Origin of the sequence: Candidatus Oscillochloris fontis (assembly GCF_004138135.1) — a bacterium.
GTDB classification, from domain to species: domain Bacteria; phylum Chloroflexota; class Chloroflexia; order Chloroflexales; family Chloroflexaceae; genus Oscillochloris; species Oscillochloris fontis.
Window position 1 is genome coordinate 18075 of the sequence record NZ_RYFD01000011.1, and the last position, 20636, is coordinate 38710.

Sequence of the window (20636 nt, forward strand, 5' to 3'; positions counted from 1 at the left end):
CGATGTACGAACTGCGCCTCGATTTTGCCGAACATAAGACCGCCGCCTTGATCGAGGCTGGGCGTACCCCGACCTTGCTCCTGCGCGACTTCTTGCAGCGTTTTCCGGCTCGTGCGGCGGCTCCCATTCCTCCGGCTTGGCTTGATCTGCCCTTGAGTTCGTTTCGGCTCATTCCGGTGAGCCTTGGCCCGCTTGCGGTGCAGGCACTCAGTGCGCAGCCACAAGCAGTTCCCGTACCTCCCAAGCCTGCGGGAACGCCTGCCTACGCTCCGCAGGCGTTCCCGACCACGCTCACCGATAGCGAGGCGGTGGCACGCGCCTATGCGGGTGAGATTAGTAAGATCGGGCGCTACCTGAGCAATGATCTCTCGGTGTTGGTCGTCTGCGACAAGGTGCTGGCCGAATATATCTACCGCCACGCGGTGGCCCAATCCAACAAACGCCCCTTGTTAGAGAGCGACAGCGAGAATAGTGATCAGTTGCTCCTTCAGCGCGATATGCTTACCCCGGCGGTGCGGATTGCCGGTTTGAGCCGCCTGCTCGCCGGGATCAAGAGCGATCAGGTCTTGGTGGTGCGCCACCTCGATACCCTAGCTGGAAGTGGCGAAGGCCCGCTGAGTACCGATGCGCGTATGCTGACCGAGGTACTTTACCGCAGCCAGGAGAGCATCCCGACCATCCTTGGCTTCATTGATCCGTCGCTCGGTCTGCCCAAGGTGATTGTGGATCGCTTTGCGGTGCGGGTGGAATTGGCCGGTCTGAGCCGCGATGCCATCCCCTACCTGCTCACCCGTGCCGAGCGTGAGCGGTTTGCCCATTTTGAAGCCGAGACGCTCTTTAAGAATGTGTCGGGCTACAATGCCATCCAACTGCGCAATGTGATGCGCTACCTGCTCGCCAACAGCCAACCCACCACGCCCACCCCACGGCTCATGGCGCTCATCCGCGAGTTTAAGCGCGGCAGCGGCGATGATGTCGAGATCCCCGATGTCACCTTCGCCGACATCGGTGGCTACGAGGAGGTCAAGACCGAGCTCTTCGAGGCTATCGAGCTGATCACCGGCAAGCGCCCGCCCTTTAGCCTAGAGGGCGAACCCGAACCTACCGAGCATCTCCCGCCACCCGCCGAGAGCGACGCCGAACGCACCCGGCGGCGCAAACTCGCTCCGCGTGGCTTCATCTTCCACGGGCCGCCCGGTACGGGCAAGACGCTCTTTGCCAAGGCGATTGCCAACGCCATGAACGCGACGATTCAGGTGGTGAGTGGCCCCGAAATTATGGATATGTGGGTCGGTAAGAGCGAGAGCAATCTGCGTCGTCTCTTCAGTATTGCGCGCCGCAACGCCCCGGCGGTCATCTTCTTTGATGAGTTTGATAGCATCGCCACCCAGCGCAGCGGGCTAGGCGAGGGCGGCAGCCGGGCCTCGAATGCCGTCGTAGCACAGTTGTTAAGTGAAATTGACGGCTTCCGCCCCGATCAGGATCTGCTGGTGATCGGTACCACCAACCGGCTCGATATTATTGACGAGGCGTTGCTGCGGCCCTCGCGGCTGCAACCCATCCACATTGCCCTGCCCGACCAAGCCACGCGGCGCAAGATTGCCGCGATCCATGCGCGGGGGTTCGAAGCTCCACTCCTCAGCCCCGATCTGCTCGATCTGATCGCGGCGCAGAGCGAGGGCTTCAATGGCGACGAGATCCGCGCCATTTTTCAGGAGATCGCCCGCCAGATCCGGCGCGGGGTGACGATTACCACCGAGGTTTATACGCAGCAGATCGAGGCCATCCGGCGGAGAAGACGGTAGATGTTATCCGCAGATTACGCAGATTACGCAGATTATTTAAAATCATAAAAATCTGCCTTAAAAAATCTGCGTAATCTGCGTAATCTGCGGACAAATATGCATAATCTGCGGACAAATATGCATAATTTGCGGATACATCAAAGGGGTTTTATGGTTATGGATCATAACGTACAGCGCGACCCCCAGACCTATGCCATTATTGGTGCCGCTATGGCTGTCCACCGCGAATTGGGGCATGGCTTTCTTGAATCGGTCTACCAGGAAGCATTAGAGATTGAGCTTACGAAGCAAGGCATCCCCTTCTTGCGCGAAGTTTCTATTCCGATATACTACAAAGAGACGTTGCTCAAAACAACATATCGCCCAGATTTTATTTGCTTTGATGCAGTGATTGTCGAACTGAAAGCAATAGATACGCTTAGCAGTAAGGAAGAAGCTCAATTATTAAACTATCTGAAGGCGACTAAAAAACAAAGAGGCTTATTGCTTAATTTTGGCAACAAAAGCCTTCAGCATAAGCGAATGGTTCTAAATTTAAATGAAACTAGCTAAAAAATCTGCGTAATCTGCGTAATCTGCGGATGAAACTAGCTAAAAAAATCTGCGTAATCTGCGTAATCTGCGGATGAAACTAGCTAAAAAATCTGCGTAATCTGCGTAATCTGCGGATGAAAAAGGAGCAAGCATGTCCCTCAGCGATCTCATCAGCCTGTTGCGCTTTAATGTCAGCGACCGGCTGAAGCAGGATTTTGTCGGCAAGGATCAGGTCATTGATCTGATGCTGATTAGCGCGATTGCCCGCGAACATCTCTTGTTGGTTGGCCCACCCGGTACGGCCAAATCCGAGTTGGTGAAACGCTTTGTGTTGCTCCTGGGCGCACGCAAAGAGGCCGGGGATCTCTTTGAGTATCTGCTGACCCGCTTTACCGAGCCGAACGAGATCTTTGGCCCGGTCAACATCCGTGAGTTCCAGCAGGGCACCTTCACTCGTACCATCGAGCGCGCCTTACCGCAGGCCAAGATCGCCTTTCTGGATGAGGTCTTTAAGGCCAATAGCGCCATCCTGAATGCGCTGCTCACCATCCTCAACGAGCGCTTCTTCTATAACGGCTTGGAACAGGTGGCCGTCCCGCTGATCAGCCTCTACGGGGCTACCAACGAGGTTCCCGAAGGTGATGAACTGGGCGCGATCTTCGACCGCTTCCTGTTGCGGGTACGCACCGACCATGTGGACGAGCGCTACTTCCCCGATCTGTTGGCGAAGGGCTGGAGCCTGGAACGCGAACGCATCCGCCTGGGACGCACTGAATCGCTCGTTCCAGTCCTCGATAGCCTCGATCAGCTCCAGATCGCCTACGACGCCCTCGAACAGATCGCGCTGGCCCCGATCTTCGATGACTACCGCGAGGTCGTGCGCCAAATCCGCGCCGAGGGCATCACCCTGAGTGACCGGCGGGCGGTCAAGTTGCTCAAGCTGATCGCCGCCGCTGCGCTGCTGCGTGGCTCCAATACCGCCAGCCCGGCCGATTTCTGGGTCTTGCTGCATGTCTGGAACCGCCCCGAACAGATCTCGGCACTCCAGGCGATTGTCGGCCCGCTGATCGAGCGTGCCGGTGGCCCGGCATCCACCGCTGAGCGCGATCTGGAGACGCTGGTTCAGGAGGTGGCGCGGTTGGCGTCGCGGGTGCATGATCAGAGCGAGGGGCGCGCCTATACCCCCACCTACTTCGGTACGCTGCTGCACGATCTCGAACGGCTGCGCCAGGAGATCCTCGGCCATAGTGCCGGGCGCAATACGGCAACCCACGCCCGCTGGGACGAACTGCTGGCCGAGGTGGAGCGTCTGATTGATGCCGCTCTGGATCGCTTGGAGGCGTGATGCAGCAGCACAACTACCGCCCACTTGGCCCCGATGAGCCGCCAACCTGTGCGGCGCTGTGGCGCGATGCACGCGGCATGCTGGTGGGTGCGCAGGGCTACATCCGTGTGCAGGCTCCCCAGCGGCTGACGGCGCTCCTTGCGGCACTGGCGCAGCGTTTCGATCTGAGCCGTGGCGTGGCTGTGGAGGCGCTGGAAGATGGCACGATCCTGGTGCGCATCCAGCCCGCTGCTGCGGCTGATGTACCGCTCTCGCTGCACTATGACGCGGTGCAGTCGGCGCTGGGGGCGGCGCACCTCAGCACTTTGGCGCGCCTCTTCGTAGGTGACGGAGAGATCGGGGTACCCTACGCCGATGCGCATGCCCCCCACGGCTATGATCTGGAGGGATCGGGAGCGCCGTGGCCCGCCGGTACGCCGCTGGCGCTGCGCGAGTATGTGTTGGGTGCCACCCCCGCGCTGCTACCCCCCGCCACTCATTCCCTCACCCTGACCCTGCTTACCGAGCGGCGCTTGGCGAGTCTCATTGCCGACTATGCGCAGCGCCATGGCTTGGCCTACGCGGTACGCTTTTTGCACTGGGAAGTGGCCGGAGCGCGGCGTGAAGCGGCGCTCTTCGATCTGGTGCATGCCGCAGAAGTGCGCCCGATTCCCGGTTTTGTCTGTGACTTCCTGCGCCGTCTGCCGCGTACCACACTGCTAGAAGATCTGCTCGGCAGTGTTGATCTCGACCAGGAGCCAGCGCGGCGCATGCTGGTGCCGTGGGGCTACCGTCCCCAAGCCTACCCGCCCCACATCCAGCATCTCTTTCCAGACCAGAGCATCGTGGTGCTGGGTGGGAGTGCCTGGGGAGCAGCGGTACTGACGGCTCCGCCACCACGTAGCCGGATGCAGGATCTCACCCTGGTTGCACTGCCCGATCTGGCCCAGGTGGCGGCGAGTAGCCCACCCGCAGCGCCGCTCCAGATCCAGATCGAACTGGTTCCCACGGAGAGAACCACTGGCTCGATCCATGCCCTGCTGCTCGATGCACCCGCCCTGGCCCGCCTGCAACGCATCGTGCGCCACCTCCCCGCACCCTTCTTCGCCACGGCGCGGATCGCGCTGGGCGAGGGTGTGGCACTGATCATTGCCGCCGACCACGGCGAGGTAACGGGCCTGCCCCTTGGGTTAGCGCTGACCCGCAGCGAGCCGCCGCATCTGTTCCTGCCACGCGGCATCTCTATACGCCCCAGCCTGCCCCAAGATCTGCTAGTCGAGGCACTCAACCTGCAACCCGACACCCTCACCGTCTTGGGGCCACATGGGCGGCTGGATGTGCCATTGGCGGCCTTCAAACCGCTCACCAGCCTCTTGGCGCTCGCCATACCTACACAGAAGATTGCGCTGCGCCCGACGGCCCTGCCAACGCTCGATCTGCGCGAGTTGGCCCCAACCCCCACCAAGCCTCCCGCCGCTCCTGTAGCGCCTGTGGCCTCCCCTAGTGAGCCGGAGCAGCGCGGGATCTTCCAGCGCCTGATTGGCGGCAAGCCCGCCCCAGGTGGGAGTGGTGTGCCCTTCGATCAGGAACTGCGCCAGCGTGCCACTGCCCTAGAGCAGCGTGGCGACTATGAGTTGGCGGCGGCCTTCTACACCTACCTGGGCGATAGTAAACGTGCTGCGGCATGTTATCGGCGTATTGCTGAGATGCGTTAGGTTACTGGTGGCTTCGACAGGCTCAACCACCGCCCCGCTGGCTGAGCTTGTCGAAGCCACCGTACTAGAGATGCGCTAACCTGTAACTCGATCACAACCGGGACGTGTTACAATCTTCAATACCAATTTGGATGTGATCTGTTAAGAAGGAGCTATGGTATGACCCTCTCCCCCATCGGCACCATGGCCGACCGGCTTGTCCCTGCGCGTGGCCCTTTGGCCAGCGCCGTCGTTCGTGATGGCCTGCTCGTTGTTGCTGGTACGATCTTCATGGCGCTGCTGGCGCGGATTAGCCTGCCGCTGCCCTTCACCCCGGTTCCGATCACCGGGCAGACGCTGGGGGTAATCCTGATCGGTGCCCTGTATGGGCCGCGTCTGGGTGCGTTGACGATGCTGGCCTATCTGTTGGAAGGTCTGATGGGCATGCCGGTCTTCTCGATGGGCGCAAGCGCCTGGAGCCCCAGCCGCTTCCCCGGTCTACCGCTGATCTTCGGCCCCACCGCTGGCTACCTGATTGCCTTCCCCTTCGCCGCTTGGCTGGTGGGGCGCTTGGCCAGCCAGGGCTGGGATCGCCATCTCGCCACCGCCATCCCGGCCATGCTGGTGGGTGAGTTGGTCATTCTGGCGGTTGGCTTTAGCTGGTTGCTGGCGGCCACGGCCCTGCTGACTGGCAGCGCCAATCTAGGGCTGCTCTTCACTGCTGCGGTGCTGCCCTTCCTGCCCGGCACCGCGCTCAAGATCGCTCTGGCGGCCATGGCTCTGCCGGGTGGCTGGCAGTTGATTGGTAAGCGGTAGCGATAGATTGTAGGGGCGCATCGCGATGCGCTCCTACGCGCTGCGATACCCGATCATCGCGTAGGGGCGAAGCATCGCCCACCATGTGCTCTGGGTAACACGAACTGGCTTGCAGGGCGATGCTTCGCCCCTACTCTGCCCCTACCCCAAAGGCTGCCTATGAGTATGATCGTCGCGGAGCGCCTCACCAAACAATTTGCGGGTGAGGCGCGGATGGCCGTCGATCAGGTCAGTTTCCAGGTTGAACCCGGTGAGTTAGTGGTGCTGCTTGGCCCTTCGGGCTGTGGCAAGACGACACTCCTCAAGTTGATCAATCGCCTCTATGAGCCAACGAGCGGTACGCTCTTGATCGAGGGGGTTGATGTGCGTAGTATGCCCGCCACAACACTGCGGCGGCGGATTGGCTATGCCATTCAGCAGACTGGCCTCTTCCCCCATTTGCGGATCGAACAGAATATCGCGGTGGTACCGCGCCTGTTGGGTTGGGATCGGCAGCGCATCGAGGCGCGTATTAATGAACTCCTCGATCTGGTTGGCTTGCCCCACAGCTACCGCCGTCGCTACCCGCGCCAACTCTCCGGCGGTGAACAGCAGCGCATCGGGTTGGCGCGTGCCCTCGCCGCCGACCCGGCGATCATGCTGATGGACGAGCCATTCGGGGCACTCGATGCCCTCACCCGCACGCGACTCCAGGATGAGTTGCTGGCGATTCAGCGCCAATTGCGCAAGACGATCCTCTTTGTTACCCATGATGTCGAGGAGGCGTTGCGCCTTGCCGACCGCATTATTGTGATGCGCGACGGACATATCGTGCAGTTCGATACCCCGTTGCATCTACTCACCCGCCCCAGTGATGCCTTTGTGCGCCAATTGACTGGCGCAGATGATCTCTTGCGCCACCTTAGCCTGATGACGGTGGCAATGGCGCTGACACCGGGTGCGCCGCCTGCGAGTATCGCCAACTTACCGCCATTAGCGCCCCAAGACAATCTGCGCACGGCGTTGGTGCGCCTCTTGGCCACCAACGTCGAGGGCTTGCCGGTCGGGAACAACGGCCATGCCGAGGGCTGGCTTAGTTTGGCGGTGCTGCGCCAAATGATGGTGCAGATCTAACATGCGCTACCTCATCGCCAATTGGCCCTACGTCGGCGAGTTGTTCCTCGAACACCTCTGGCTGACGCTGTCGGCGCTGCTGATTGCTACCGCCATCGCCTTGCCGGTGGGCGTCATTCTGAGCCGCCTGCCACGCCTGCGCGGGCCGGTGCTGGGCATCTTGGGGGTGATCTATACCATCCCCAGCCTCTCGCTGCTGGTGCTCCTCATCCCCTTTTTGCGCCTGGGCTACCGGCCCGCCGTGGTGACACTGATCGCCTATGCGCAACTGGTACTCGTGCGCAGTGTGGTGGTCGGAATCAACGGGATTGAACCCGCCATCATCGAAGCCGCTAAGGGGATGGGCATGAATAGCTGGCAACGCCTCATCCAGGTTGAACTCCCCCTGGCGCTGCCGGTGATGATCGCCGGATTGCGCGTCGCCACCCTCTCAACCATCGCGATTGCCACCATTGCTGCCTTCGTCAATGCGGGCGGCTTGGGGACACTGCTCTTCGATGGGGTGCGGAGCAGTAATAGTGAGAAGATCATTGTTGGGGCACTCAGCGTCTCGGTACTGGCCATCGGGGCTAACATCCTCTTTCGCCGCGCCGAGATCTGGGCCACCCGCAGCCGAGGATAGCTATGCAACAGCGCACGATCCTGCTCATCTGTACCGGCAACTACTATCGCAGCCGCTATGCTGAACTGCTCTTTAACGCGCAGGTTCCGGCGCACCTCGCCTGGCGCGCCGACTCGCGGGGCTTTGCGCCTGGCCCCTGGAACCATGGCCCGGTGGCCCCGATTGTCTTGGATCGCCTGCGGGCGGCTGAGTTACCCATCCCCGAACCATTGCGTGAGCCGCTGCGCCTCACCCATGCCGACCTCGAAGCTGCCGATCTGCTGATCGCACTTGATGAACGGGAACACCGGCCCTATGTGGAGGGTCTCGGACGGGTATGGGCAGCACGCTTCACCTATTGGCAAGTCCCCGACCTGCACGAATGGCCCGCGCATCGCGCACTCGACGCGATTGAGAATGCGGTAGCGGGGTTGATCGCACAGATCAGTCAAGCTTGACGCTAATGCTTCACTCTTTTTGGTTGATGTCCGTCTTTGTTTCAGCGACCACCAACTGTTATGACATAAAGGGAATATCGTTATGGGCTTTAAAAGCAAGCTTAAGGGACTGCTTGAGCATCTGACAGGCACACATATATATCGTATACTGCCGCGTGGCTTCGATGTGGCTTCTGATATTGCGCATGCCTTGCCAATGTACCATGCTCAGGTTATTTTTGATGTTGGTGCTAATGTTGGACAATCTGCTCACGTATTTCGATCTAATTTTCCAAATTCGTGTATCTATTGTTTTGAACCTGTAACTAATACATACCGTCAACTTCAACGTAATGTACGAAAATATAAGCATGTTCATTGTTATCAGTTAGCATTGGGTTCTACCCAAAAAGATGGACAGATGGTACTTCAAGGTTCATCTGATATGTTTTTTTTACTAGGTCAATCAAGAGAGCAATCTCATAAAGACGTACAAACCGAATCAGTACATGTTGATACATTAGATAATTTTTGTCATACGAATGGTATTAATTATATCAGTTACCTTAAAATAGACACAGAAGGAGGTGATATGGATGTCTTGGAAGGTGCTGTGAAGATGCTTGTCAAACAGAATATCGATATTATCCAGGTTGAGACCGGGATGAATCCGACCAATAGCAGACATGTATCATTTGAATCTGTAAAACAGTTCCTTGAATCTTACCACTATTACTTATTTGGGATCTATGAACAAGTAAATGAATGGCCTACTGGAAAACCTCATTTACGACGAACAAATCCCATATTTATCTCTCAAAAACTTATCGAAAAGAAGTAATGAGGCTCTATCTAACAACCCGGATTAAACTATTCTTTTCTCTTCAACATAATTTCCCATCCCGGTGGCCAGATCTGGATTTTGTTCTCGGGATCTTGACGCCATTCAGCAACTTCATGGCGCCATTTGGGCCAAATAGTATTGCAAGAATGGCTATGAAAAATGCAAACCAAACGAGTAGAGTTTGGTTTTGTTTAAAAGACATCAGGAAATACTCCTTAATAGAAGTAAGAAGCCAATTATTACCACATCCGCCCCAACTCTACCCCCACAAAGACCGCGATCAGCCCGACGATCATGCTCGTGCTGGCATAAATAATTGCGGCCAGCCAGTTGCCACTGTTGATCAGGTTGTAGGTCTCGTAGCCAAAACTGGAGAAGGTAGTGAAGCCGCCGAGTAAGCCAGTGACAAGGAGTAGTCGGGTGGTTTCGCTCAGTTGGATGCGCGCATTGGCGAGGCTGAGTAGTAGCCCGATGAGCAGGCACCCCAGGAGGTTGATCATCAGCGTGCCGTAGGGGAAGCTGGCTCCTAAGTGGCGAGTGGCCCACACGGAGATGGCGTAACGTAGATTGGCACCGACTGCCGCACCAATGGCGATGGCGATGATGTTGTGCATGCGCTCTTCCTACTGCGGAAAAATCGAGAGATCATGGAGTAGGCTCAGGCTTTGCCGTAGCGGCATGAGTTCCTCCAGGGGGATCTCCAACGCGCTGATCATACGGGCGATCAGGGGATGTGTTTCGGGGCGCTCGTCGCCCGCCGCCATGCGCCGGTGGCACATGTTGAGTAGCAGGCTCAACTTCTGCCTCCGGTTCAGGCGTTGGGTTGCCTCCTGCGCAAAGGTGTCCACTTCGACATGCTTCAGGTAATGCTCGATGCGCCCCAACAGATCCGGCTCGTAGGCGATGCCGCGCCGGGGTAGGAAGTCGGCTAAGGCTCCGCTCTGCCCGTTGGCGTAGATGCTGCTGGCCCCGGCGAGATGTCCGAGTGCGACCAGTAGGGCGCTGGCGGGGGTGAGTACCCCTGGCGGGTAGGTGGCGTCAAATTCGGTCCATGAGCCCATATCCTTCTCCTCGCATTGTAACTGTTCACACTTCTCCTAGCTTCCAGGTTTTGACACCAAGACGCAGAGGCGCAAAGCCGGCAACAAAACCTTTGCGTCCTTGCGCCTTTGCGTCAACACGAGGTTTCTTTTACCCCAAGTGTGAACAGTTACCTCGCATCTCGGTTTTGACACCAAGACGCCAAGACGCCAAGGCGCTAACAAATCTTTGCGTCTTCGCGTCTTGGTGTCAAAGCGGCTTCCCCAACCAATCGGCATACATCTCTCCGAAGCGCCCGGCGATGATTGCCGCCCGTACCTCGCGCATCAGGTTGAGCAGGAAGGCGATGTTGTGCAGGCTGACCAGCCGGATACCCAGGATTTCGTTGGCTTTGAAGAGGTGGTGAATGTAGGCGCGGGAGTAGGTGCGGCAGGTTTCGCAGGTGCAGCCCGGTTGTAGTGGGTTGCGATCATCACGCATACTCGCATTCAGTACGTTCAGTTTCCAGCGCCGCGATCCCTGTTCCTCATCGCGGCGTACCAGTGCGGTGGCGTGGCGGCCTAGCCGCGTTGGGCTGACACAGTCGAACATGTCAATCCCGCGCGCCACCCCTTCGAGCAGATCGTCTATGTCGCCCACGCCCAACAGGTGGCGCGCCATCCCGTCGGGCATGTGCGGGACGGTCATGTCCACCACGTCATACATCTGGGGTTTGTCGCCGCCCAGCGAACCACCGATACAGAAGCCGTCGAAGCCCATGGTGGCCAGATACTCGGCACTGGCTCGGCGCAGATCGGGGAAGACGCCGCCATGCACGATCCCGAACAGCGACTGACCGGGGTTGGGGAGTTGCTCGGTGTCGCGTTCGCGGTGCGCCGTCAGGCAGCGCACCGCCCAGCGGTGGGTGCGATCCATACTCTGGCGGGTATATTTGTAGGTGGCGTGGAAGGGCGGCAGTTCATCGAAACAGACAATGATGTCGGCCCCCAGGCCATGCTGGATCTGGATCGAGCGTTCGGGGGTGAAGGTGTGGCGCGATCCATCCAGGTAGGACTTGAAGATCACCGCGTCCTCGGTCACTTTGACCATACCCTGCATCGGGTTGGCGCGCTGGGGGCGGCGGCCCTTGATCTCGTTGGAGATACCGCCATAGATGAGCGAGAAGACCTGAAAGCCGCCGCTATCGGTAAGCATCGGGCCATCCCAACTGGCAAACCCGTGTAACCCACCGTGGCGGGCGATCAGTTCGTGGCCGGGTTGCAGGTAGAGGTGGTAGGTATTGCCGAGAATGATCGTCGCGCCATGTTCGCGCAACTCACGCGGGCTGAGCGATTTGACGGTGCCGCGTGTGCCCACCGGCATAAAGACCGGGGTCGGAACGTCGCCGTGGGGTGTGCGCACAACCCCGGCGCGAGCGCGACTGTGGGGGTCTGTGGCGGTGATGGTGAAGATGCTCATTGGTATCTGCTTAATAGAAATCGGTGAAGCCGTCTTGATCGAGACGCTCCAACATGCGTTGCAGTTTGGCCGCACTCTCCGGGTAGGGCGCGGCGGCGAGTTGGGCGGTAGTGAGGCTGCTGGCCTTCTGCCGCACCTCAAGGCCCAAGGTCAGGCTGAGCAGGCCAGTCAGGGCGCGCCGCAAGCGTGGGCTATCCTCGCCGCGCAGCCGGGGCAACACCTTCTGCTTGATCTGAAGATCGAGCGCCGCTGTCGGGCTGAGTGTTCCGGCGGCATGTTCCACAAAACGCAACATCTCGCTGATGGTGCGGTAGCCAAACGGGTGGCCGCCTGCGGCACTCAGCGGCTGCAACTCGGTCAGCGTGGCCCAGACTGTCGGATCAATTGTACCCCGATACTGGGCGCGGAATGCAGCCAGATCAACCTCGGTCAACTCAATCAGATTGGCGCGGTCGAGCAGCTTATCGCTCAGGGCGAAGGTGCTCTCGTCCACATTTACCGTCCCGATCAGGCGCAGATTGATCGGCAAACGCAGCGGATTACTGATCGTCCCGCCGCCCACCAGCAGCGTCTCGGCACTGGGCGTCCCGATGTCAATCTGGCTCTCTAGGGTCTCCATCGCCGAGAGGATGGGAGCCAGAAAATACTCCGGGCGCGCCAGATTCATCTCATCCAGACAGACATAGTAGGTCTGGTGCGGATCGGCGGCCGCTTGGAGCAGAAAGCGGGTGAAGGCACTTGCATGGTAGGTGCCGGTGAGCGCATTGTAGTAACCGAGCAGATCGCGGGCGCTGTGCCAATCGGGTTGCACCGCCACCAACAGGTAGAAGGGATTCTCGCGGCCAGCAGCAATACTATGCACCGCATCGGCATAGAGCCGGGTTAAACGGGTCTTGCCGGTGCCACTAATCCCCGGCAGAATCACCAGCGGCTTGGTCTGGAGTGCCAGGTGGTAGCTGCGCAGCAGCAGATCAGCAAGATGAAATCCGCGCTCGCGGATTCGTTCGGCGATCACCTCAATCGGCGGAGTCTCCGTCTGATAGTTGGGGCGCACCTCGCGCAAGCGTGCCGGGCCGGAGCGATCATCATGCTCGGCCTGCTCCATAAGCGCCTCGTTCAGCGGCAGCAGGGCCAGCACATCCGCAACCAGGCGCGTAGCCAGATCGGTAGGCAGATCGTCCCAGGGATAGACGAAGCCAGCCCAGAGGTAATTGGCGTTGCGGGTCGCCAAATAGCGATCAATCCAGAACGGGCCAGACGGCGCATGCTCATCGGGGTGGCGAGTGCTAAAGCGGGTCGTCCCGTGCTGCTCAATCTGCGCGATCAGCGGCAACCAGACCGGGCGCGCCCCACCCCAGAGCGAAGCCAGGGCATCCTTACGCACGCGCCAGAGTTGCAGACCCACCAGAATCGCCCGTTCGGCCCCACTCACCGCGATCAGCACCCCCGCCCCACGCGGAGCGCGGTCAAAGGCGACCCAGTAGTCCTCAATGGGGTCGCGCACGCCATGGCCGCGATTGAGGTAGCGCTGGGCCTTGAAACTCAGTTCATACAGCGGCCAACTCTGCGGGAACTGCACCGCTGCACGCTGCCGTACCTCCTCGGCCACCCCAACCAAGATGGGGTGCAGGTGTTCCTGCACCGCCGCCCAACGCTCAGCCACCCCCGGCACCAGCAGGGAGTTGAGGGCTACGGCTGGGAAGAGGGGAGGAGGAGGCATGGTGGTATCTTCGGATGGTGGCAATGGTGTTATGATGGTGCGGTTGGCCGCTTTGCGGCCAACCGCACCATCATAACACCATGTTTCGTGGGGGCCGCAGGCCCCAAGACCTACCCCTACTTCGTAATCTCACGCGAGATCACGAGGCGCTGGATCTCGCTCGTACCCTCATAGATCTCGGTAATCTTAGCATCGCGGAAGAAGCGCTCGATGGGGTACTCCTTCGAGTAGCCGTTGGAGCCGTGCAACTGTAGCGCCTTGGTCGCCGTCCACATGGCCGTCTCGGAGGCGAAGACCTTGGCCATCGCGGCGTCCTTACCATAATCGAGACCCTGATCCTTGCGCCAGGCCGCCTCGTAGGTGAGCAGGCGTGCCGCCTTAATGCGCGTCGCCATATCGGCTAGGGCGAAGCCCACCGCCTGGAACTCGTGGATCGGCTTGCCGAACTGCTCGCGTATCTTCGTATAGGCCAGCGCTTCCTCGTAGGCCCCCTGCGCAATACCGAGCGCCTGCGCAGCAATCCCGATGCGCCCCGCATTGAGGATGGTCATGGCGATCTTAAAGCCCTGGCCCTCCTCGCCCAGCAAGCGCGAAGCCGGAACGCGGAAGTCATCATAGGCCATCTGCGAGCTATGGGCGCTGCGAATACCCAGTTTGTTCTCGACCTTGACCACGCGGCAACCCGGCTCCTTGGTGTCAATCAGGAAGGCACTAATGCCCTTGACACCCTTGGAGGGATCGGTTATCGCCATGAGGATGATCATATCGGCGTGGTCGCCATTGGTGACCCAGTTCTTCACGCCATTGATGACATAATGATCGCCATCACGTACCGCAGTGGTCTTCTGGGCGGCGGCATCCGAGCCAGCGCCGGGTTCAGAGAGCGAGAAGGCACCCAGCATTTTGCCAGAAGCGAGCGGGATGAGAAATTCCTGCTTCTGTTGCTCGCTACCGAACTTCTCGATCCCATAGCAGACCAGCGAGTTATTGACCGAAGCAATCACACCCAACGAGGGATCAACCCGGCTGAGCTCCTCAATCACAATCGCATAGGAGATATAATCGAGGCCCGCGCCACCATACTCCTCGCGCACCGCCACGCCAAGCAGGCCCAGTTCGCCCATCTTCTGCACAAGTTCTGTGGGCCAGATCGCGTGCTCATCGCGCTCGGCAGTGGTGGGCTTGGCCTCTTTCTCAACAAACTGGCGCACCATATCGCGCAACATCTGCTGATCTTCGTTGAGCTGAAACTCCATTGTCTTCTCTCCTTGGTGATGTCTTGACATGTCTTGAGTGGACGATGAACGCGCTCCATTCTACGTCAGAATGGGATCTGCGGCAAGGAGGGGAGCAACGGTAACTATTCACACTTGGGGTAAAAGAAACCTCGTTTTGACGTAAAGGCGCGAAGACGCAAAGGGTTGTTGCAGGCTTTGCGTCTTTGCGTCAAAACCTGGAGGCTAGGTAACTGTTCACACTTGGGGTAAAAGAAATCTCGTATTGACGCAAAGGCGCAAGGACGCAAAGGTTTTGTTGCAGGCTTTGCGCCTCTGCGTCTTTGCGTCAAAAACTGGAAGCTAGGAGAAGTGTGAACAGTTCCGAGGCTAGGAGAAGTGTGAACAGTTCCGAGCAACGTTGCCGGGTGCCCCGATCATTGCGTAGGGGTGACGCATCGCTCTCCAACTTTGTCTGGGTTTGCCTGCTCCATGAAATGCGATGCGTCGCCCCATGTCCCCACATAGATCCCCACTGGCTGGTACAATAGGTAGGCCGATGCATTGATGCGTCGGTCTATCTGATTCTGTTGAGGATATGGTCTCGTGAGCCTGAAGATCTTTACTCTTGCTGTGCTTGATGATCCAACATTTGTTCTTCTCACCGATCTGGTGGCGCGTTGTAATCAGGCCGAAAATCTTGATCTGCCCATTTCGGCTGACTTGGGTAGTGCAGCTAGGTTGCTCGTCGCCGATCTGGATGGTGAATTGGTTGGGCTGGCAACGATCAGTCTTGGGCGTGAAGCAGAGATCTGTCTGTGTGTTGATCCCCGGCGGCGGCGGCGGGGGATTGGGCGTGCCCTTGCCGTTGCTTCAGCAATGCGTGCTATCGCCGAAGGTTGCTCTGAACCGGTCTTTGTGGTTGATCTGGCGGCAGATTCGGGATGTATCTTTGTCGTCCAGTTGGGTGCCCGATTCAGTCTTGCCGAACATCGCATGGATCTGGATCTGAGTCTCATTCCGCCCGCCCCCACACCGATCCATGGCCTCTGCATTCGCCCGGTGCGCTTTGATGATGCCCCTGCGATGAGTCAGATTCTCACGCTGGCTTTTGATGATCCGCCCGAATTGGTGGGCCATTTTGTCACAGAACGCCTCGCCAGCCGCTTCCACCGCTTCTTACTAGCAGAATTTGATGGTCAACCGGTGGGTACACTGCGTCTGATCCAAGAAGATGGCTGGGTTTATATCACCACCTTTGGGGTTACTCCGCAGTATCAGGGCCGGGGTATCGGGCGCCAGATGTTGCTCTCTGTGATCACGATGCTGCGCCACGAAGGCCAGCGGGCTATTCGTATTGAGGTCGAAACTCACAATAGCGCAGCTTTGTCACTCTATGAATCTTGTGGCTTCCGGCGGCGACGTACCTTCGCCTACTATTGCTTGGCATAATCGTCCCGGTGTGCGTGATGCGCCCTGACCGATTAAACCCGCCGCAAGCCGCCATGCTTTAGCCGAGCGGTTAGGCGGGTTTCTCGCTGGCTTTAGCCAGAACAGTGGAAGCCTCGCTATCCGCGTTCTGGCGGGCAATCTTCTCTTGTAGGGCATCTCGGATGAACTGATTCATGCTGATACCGGCTTGCGCTGCCGCAACCTTCATCGCACGATGTTCGGTTTCGGTGAACTGAAGCGGGAAGCGTTTGATCATATGTGCTGCCTATGGTATAATTATTACTAATATAATAATTATACCATAGGTCACGGTCATGGCACGGAAAGCCTTTCACTATCGTCTCTATCCGAGCCGCCCCCAGGCACGCCTGCTGGATGCGACCCTGGAGACCTGCCGCTTGTTCTACAACGACTGTCTTGCCGAACGCAAGGCGGCCTACCAGGAGCGGGGCGAAACGATAGGCAAGTACGAGCAACTGCGCTAGGTCAAGGAGCGCAAGGCGACAAACCCGTGGGCGAAACACGTGCATAGCCACGTCTTGCAGACGGTGGTACAGGATCTCGACAAGGCGTTTGATGCCTTCTTTCGGCGCGTCAAGGCAGGCGAGAAGCCCGGTTATCCGCGCTTCAAGGGGCGCAACCGTTGGCATTCGATGGGCTTCAAGGAGTACGGGAACGGCTTTCGGGTAGACGGGCGGCGGCTCAAGCTGTCGGGCATCGGGCGGGTCGCGGTGCGCTGGCATCGTCCGACCGAAGGCCAGATCAAGACGCTCCGCATCAGCAAGAAGGCTGGGAAGTGGTTCGCCAGCTTCTCGTGTGTGGTGGATGAGCCGACGCCGCTCCCCGCCACCGGCAAAGACGTAGGGATTGATGTGGGGCTGGCAAGTCTGATCACCACGAGTACCGGTGATCGGGTAGCGCATCCCCGTTTCTACCGCAAGGCGCAGCGCCGCTTGCGGGTGGCACAGCGCCGGGTGGCACGCCGCACCAAGGGTGGGAAGAACCGACGCAAGGCTATCGTGATGCTGCAACGGCAGCACGAGCGCATTGGGAACCAGCGCAAGGACTACCTCAACAAGCTGGCACGCACGCTGGTGGAGCAACACGACCGCATTGCCCTCGAAGACCTCACGATCACACGCATGGTGCATGGCAACCTCGCAACGAGCATTCTGGACGCCGGATGGGGCTACTTGGTTCAGCGACTCACGGACAAGGCTGCAAGTGCCGGTCGTGTGGTTGTCCTGGTAGACCCGCGAAACACGTCAAAAACCTGCTCTGGGTGTGGGCGACTATTCGAGGGGCTTACCCTCAAAGACCGTTGGGTTGATTGCGCCTGTGGCCTGTCGCTTGATCGTGATCACAACGCCGCAATCAACATACTCAACCGGGGCGGACAGCTCCGTTGGTCGTCAAGCTCGCCACTAGGCGGGTTGGGCCAATAAGCCGCGCCACGTTAGTGGCTGCGGAGTGTCACCAACACGGGCGGCGATCCGGTGGTTGAGCTATAGACCAACTTTGGTGGTGGGAAGACCCATTCGATGTTGGCGTTCTACCATCCTGCCCAATCAACCATCACCCCCAACTCGCGCCCATCGGGGGCGCTGAAGGTGGGGCTGCGTAGCTCAACCGGGCTACGCGGCGCAGCGGGGAGCAGGATCTGGATGGTCTGCCAGGCTCCGCCGATGCTCACGCTGTAACACGCGGCAGCGGCACAGATTTGGATCGGCACGGGTTGCCCGTCTGGGCGGGGGGCGGCGAGGCGCAACCGCAGGATGACCGGGCCTACTGCGGGGTTGCTCAGGCGCAACCATGCCCGCCCGCGTGTCCAGCGCAGGCTCGTGTCGCCCTGGGTTTCGGCGGGGTAGACGCCACCCACCCAGCCGTAGTCGAGTCCGTTACCGAGATCGATCTGGGTGGTGGGGGGCGACGGTCGCATACGGTCGCTCCAGTCTACGAGGTGTTGCAGATCGAGGTAGCGCCCCAGGTAGGCCGTGCGGGCGGCTTCGTCCTGGCCCATGTCGCGCAGCAGGCTGCCCCAGGCGACGCTGGCACCCACGTAGGGTGGGCGGAGGGCGTGGGCGCGCCGGTAGGAATCCAGGGCGGCCTCGTTATCCCCAACGTGGCGCTGGAGATCGCCAAGGGCGATCCAGCCATCCGGGGTGGGGCTGGCCGCAAGGGCGTGGCGGTAGGCGTCTTCCGCTGCTTCATACGCAGCACGGCCCAGCAGGTGATCGCCGTAGGCGCGGTAGAGGCTGCGCACCACCCCGCTACTGGCCCAGTCCCACGGGTAGTAGCGCAAGGCAGGGATGAGGGCGAGGAGGAGGGCGCTGAGGAGGAGGATGGTCACGGCCCTCACCCCCAGCCCCTCTCCCGCATGCGGGAGAGGGGGGATTCTGCATCCCGGTGCGTTCGATCCCCCCTCTCCCACGCAGTGGGAGAGGGGGTTAGGGGGTGAGGGCCGATACACACATGCCGCCAGCGGGATGAGCACCAGAAAGAGGAAGTGGCGGTAGCGCCCTTCGGCGTGGGTGACGAGTGTGGCCGCACAGAAGGTGGCGATCCATAAGACGAAGAGCCACGCCAGCGGCTGGCGGCGCACCACGAGCAGACCCAACGGGGCGGCAACGAGGATGAGCAGGTAGAGCAGATCATCAAGGAGCAGTGCTGAGATGAAGAGCGCCGGGGGCGGATCGCTATAGTAGTCGGCCATGAGGAAGCGATCTTCGATGGGGTTGACTGCCCAGATGCGCCGCCATTCGGCGGGGATCTTGCGCAGGATGATACTGGGATCTTCCTGTAGCCGCGCCATTCCGCGTGCGTTGGCCAGATCGGCGCGTTCCGCCGGATTAGCGACGGCTTCGAGGGCTTGGTTGATCGCCTCGATGCTCTCATGCGGCTCGTAAAAGGCCCACATATTGTAGGAACCACCGGTCTCGATCAGGATGCAGTGGCCATACGCCTGACAGTTGCGCAGCGTCCATGGGGCGATGACGGCACCGGCACCGAGGGCGAGGAGGATGAGGGGTAAGAAACCTTTTATTGACGCCGAACGGCCCTCACCCCCAGCCCCTCTCCCGTGGGCTTCGCCCACAGGCGAGGGGGGCACATGGCTGAGGTATCTCGGATCGTATCCCCCCCTCTCCTGTTCGCGCAGCGAACGGGAGAGGGGGGCTAGGGGGGTGAGGGCCATACCCACCCCCACCATCCACACTGCCACCAGGGGCAGCACCACCAACCCCGCCGAGCGCGTCAGGCAGGCGAGGCCGAAGAGTAGCCCGGCGAGCAGCGCCAGCAGCGGGCTGCGCTGGCGCTGCCAGTGGTGCGTCGCCAACAGGCCCAGGCCGAAGAGCAGGCTAAAGAGCGTCTCGCTCATGGAGAGGCTGGCGAAGGTGGCGTAGGTCTGGAGGAGGGCGGCAATACTGGCGGCCAGTAGGGGTGGGCCGGGGCGTTCGGTCAGGGCGCGGGTGAGCGCATACACCACCACCACCACACCCAGGCTGAGGGCGATGTTGGGCAACGCGGCCAGATGCAGGTCGCCGCCGCTGAGCCAGAGTGACCCGGCGAGGAAGAGCGGGTAGAGCGGGGCGCGCAGCCAGCGCCACGACTCATAGTAGACCCAGCCGCGCCCAGCCAGCAGATCGCGCGCCACCTGGATGTACTCCTGCTCATCGTTGGCGGGCAGGTGCAGTGGCTGCGCCCAGAGCAGCAGCCGCCACACGAGGGCGAGGAGCAGGATGAGGAGCAGTGGCAGGTGTTTACGCATCGGATCATTTTACCGCGCCATACGCAAGATCCGAAATGCCCCATAGCCGACCATCCCAAACACGAATGCTCCGATCAGCAGATCGGGGATCTTGGAGCCGGTGACAAAGACGAGGATGCCCGCAATGATCACCCCGATGTTGACCAGCACGTCGTTGGTGGTGAAGATCCAACTGGCCTTCATGTGGACTTCTTGGCTGCGGGCGCGTTGCAACACCACCAGTGAGGCGGCGTTCCCACTCAGAGCCAACAGTGAGATGCCGATCATCAGCATGAAGCCCGGTTCATCTCCGGCACCGAGGAATCGCCGTACCACTTCGGCCATACCGAGGATACCCAGGCAGAGTTGGAAGTAGCCGCTGATCTTGGCGACCTGTTGCTTGTGGCTGGCGGCGCGCCCAACCGCGTAGAGGCTCAGCGCATACACAATCGCGTCGGCCAGCATGTCGAGGCTGTCGGCGACGAGGCCCATAGACTGGGCGATCAGGCCGGTGATGAGTTCGATCACGAACAGGGCCGCGTTGATCGCCAGCACCGTGATCAGCACCCGGCGTTGCAGATCGCCCTCGTCGGTAGCCTCGATGGCGGCCACCTCTGTGCGGGCCACCAGCACTGCCCCCAGGTTCAACGCGATCAACAGCCGTTCAATCAGCGCCGCATCATCGCTGTGGGTGATCACCAGCGTGCGACCGGGCAGATCAAACGTCATGCGCCTGATCCCCGTGCGCTCGGCCAACTGCATACGGATCAACTGCTCCTCAGCGGGGCAGTCCATGTGGGGCACGTGAAAGGTTAACTGTTCCATAGTTGCTCACGCG

Annotated in this window: 19 protein-coding genes and 1 pseudogene; 12 read left to right on the plus strand and 8 right to left on the minus strand. The window is 59.9% G+C overall.

The window, feature by feature from the left end:
- The first annotated feature begins 2 nt into the window (after positions 1 to 2).
- The 9 genes from EKD03_RS06350 (at position 3) to EKD03_RS06390 (ending at position 9165) form a co-directional block, all read left to right on the plus strand.
- Positions 3 to 1805 (plus strand): ATP-binding protein, encoded by a 1803-nt coding sequence (locus EKD03_RS06350; RefSeq protein ID WP_129628747.1) that lies wholly within the window; start codon positions 3 to 5, stop codon positions 1803 to 1805.
- Between the two features lie 156 nt (positions 1806 to 1961).
- Complete coding sequence (locus EKD03_RS06355) at positions 1962 to 2357, plus strand: GxxExxY protein (protein ID WP_202976770.1); 396 nt, start codon at positions 1962 to 1964, stop codon at positions 2355 to 2357.
- 133 nt (positions 2358 to 2490) lie between these two features.
- Entirely contained in the window at positions 2491 to 3684 is a 1194-nt protein-coding gene (locus tag EKD03_RS06360) for an AAA family ATPase (RefSeq protein WP_129628751.1), read from the plus strand.
- Positions 3684 to 5378 carry a hypothetical protein gene (locus tag EKD03_RS06365; RefSeq protein ID WP_129628753.1) on the plus strand — a complete coding sequence of 565 codons (1695 nt, stop codon included), beginning with the start codon at positions 3684 to 3686 and terminating at the stop codon, positions 5376 to 5378. Before EKD03_RS06360 ends, EKD03_RS06365 begins: the two co-directional genes overlap by 1 nt.
- 159 nt (positions 5379 to 5537) lie before the next feature.
- A complete protein-coding gene (locus tag EKD03_RS06370; RefSeq protein WP_129628755.1) occupies positions 5538 to 6173 on the plus strand; it encodes a biotin transporter BioY in 636 nt (211 codons plus the stop codon).
- A 159-nt stretch (positions 6174 to 6332) separates the two neighbouring features.
- Positions 6333 to 7286, plus strand: coding sequence for an ABC transporter ATP-binding protein (locus tag EKD03_RS06375; protein ID WP_129628757.1), 954 nt, complete (start codon positions 6333 to 6335; stop codon positions 7284 to 7286).
- 1 nt (position 7287) lies between these two features.
- A complete protein-coding gene (locus EKD03_RS06380; protein ID WP_129628759.1) occupies positions 7288 to 7908 on the plus strand; it encodes an ABC transporter permease in 621 nt (206 codons plus the stop codon).
- Positions 7909 to 7910: 2 nt separating this feature from the next.
- Positions 7911 to 8345: an arsenate reductase/protein-tyrosine-phosphatase family protein gene (locus tag EKD03_RS06385; RefSeq protein WP_129628761.1), complete on the plus strand. Its 435-nt coding sequence runs from the start codon at positions 7911 to 7913 to the stop codon at positions 8343 to 8345.
- Between the two features lie 82 nt (positions 8346 to 8427).
- Positions 8428 to 9165, plus strand: a complete 738-nt coding sequence (locus EKD03_RS06390) for an FkbM family methyltransferase (protein ID WP_129628763.1) — start codon at positions 8428 to 8430, stop codon at positions 9163 to 9165.
- Positions 9166 to 9407: 242 nt separating this feature from the next.
- Here the strand turns inward: EKD03_RS06390 and crcB are convergent, their stop codons facing one another.
- From crcB to EKD03_RS06415, 5 genes are all read right to left on the minus strand, one after another.
- Positions 9408 to 9782 carry a fluoride efflux transporter CrcB gene (crcB, locus tag EKD03_RS06395; RefSeq protein ID WP_129628765.1) on the minus strand — a complete coding sequence of 125 codons (375 nt, stop codon included), beginning with the start codon at positions 9780 to 9782 and terminating at the stop codon, positions 9408 to 9410.
- Between the two features lie 9 nt (positions 9783 to 9791).
- Positions 9792 to 10229: a hypothetical protein gene (locus EKD03_RS06400; RefSeq protein WP_129628767.1), complete on the minus strand. Its 438-nt coding sequence runs from the start codon at positions 10227 to 10229 to the stop codon at positions 9792 to 9794.
- A gap of 229 nt (positions 10230 to 10458) precedes the next feature.
- A complete protein-coding gene (tgt, locus tag EKD03_RS06405) occupies positions 10459 to 11667 on the minus strand; it encodes a tRNA guanosine(34) transglycosylase Tgt (protein ID WP_129628769.1) in 1209 nt (402 codons plus the stop codon).
- Positions 11668 to 11677: 10 nt separating this feature from the next.
- Positions 11678 to 13387, minus strand: a complete 1710-nt coding sequence (locus EKD03_RS06410) for an McrB family protein (RefSeq protein WP_129628771.1) — start codon at positions 13385 to 13387, stop codon at positions 11678 to 11680.
- 116 nt (positions 13388 to 13503) lie between these two features.
- The gene (locus tag EKD03_RS06415) at positions 13504 to 14643 is read right to left on the minus strand and encodes an acyl-CoA dehydrogenase (RefSeq protein ID WP_129628773.1); all 1140 of its coding nucleotides are present in this window, start codon (positions 14641 to 14643) and stop codon (positions 13504 to 13506) included.
- 564 nt (positions 14644 to 15207) lie between these two features.
- Here EKD03_RS06415 and EKD03_RS06420 point away from each other — a divergent pair.
- On the plus strand, positions 15208 to 16053 hold the full coding sequence (locus EKD03_RS06420; protein WP_129628775.1) for a GNAT family N-acetyltransferase: 846 nt from the start codon (positions 15208 to 15210) through the stop codon (positions 16051 to 16053).
- Between the two features lie 70 nt (positions 16054 to 16123).
- Here the strand turns inward: EKD03_RS06420 and EKD03_RS06425 are convergent, their stop codons facing one another.
- Positions 16124 to 16309, minus strand: coding sequence for a toxin-antitoxin system HicB family antitoxin (locus tag EKD03_RS06425; protein WP_129628777.1), 186 nt, complete (start codon positions 16307 to 16309; stop codon positions 16124 to 16126).
- A gap of 58 nt (positions 16310 to 16367) precedes the next feature.
- Between EKD03_RS06425 and EKD03_RS18780 the strand changes: the two genes are divergently transcribed.
- A complete protein-coding gene (locus EKD03_RS18780) occupies positions 16368 to 16538 on the plus strand; it encodes a helix-turn-helix domain-containing protein (protein WP_238613418.1) in 171 nt (56 codons plus the stop codon).
- 30 nt (positions 16539 to 16568) lie between these two features.
- Positions 16569 to 17498 (plus strand): annotated as a pseudogene (locus EKD03_RS06430) (RNA-guided endonuclease InsQ/TnpB family protein); the annotation flags it as partial.
- 107 nt (positions 17499 to 17605) lie between these two features.
- Here the strand turns inward: EKD03_RS06430 and EKD03_RS18365 are convergent.
- Positions 17606 to 19819, minus strand: a complete 2214-nt coding sequence (locus EKD03_RS18365; RefSeq protein ID WP_161569195.1) for a tetratricopeptide repeat protein — start codon at positions 19817 to 19819, stop codon at positions 17606 to 17608.
- A gap of 9 nt (positions 19820 to 19828) precedes the next feature.
- Complete coding sequence (locus tag EKD03_RS06440) at positions 19829 to 20623, minus strand: cation efflux transmembrane domain-containing protein (RefSeq protein WP_129628779.1); 795 nt, start codon at positions 20621 to 20623, stop codon at positions 19829 to 19831.
- Positions 20624 to 20636 lie beyond the last annotated feature (13 nt).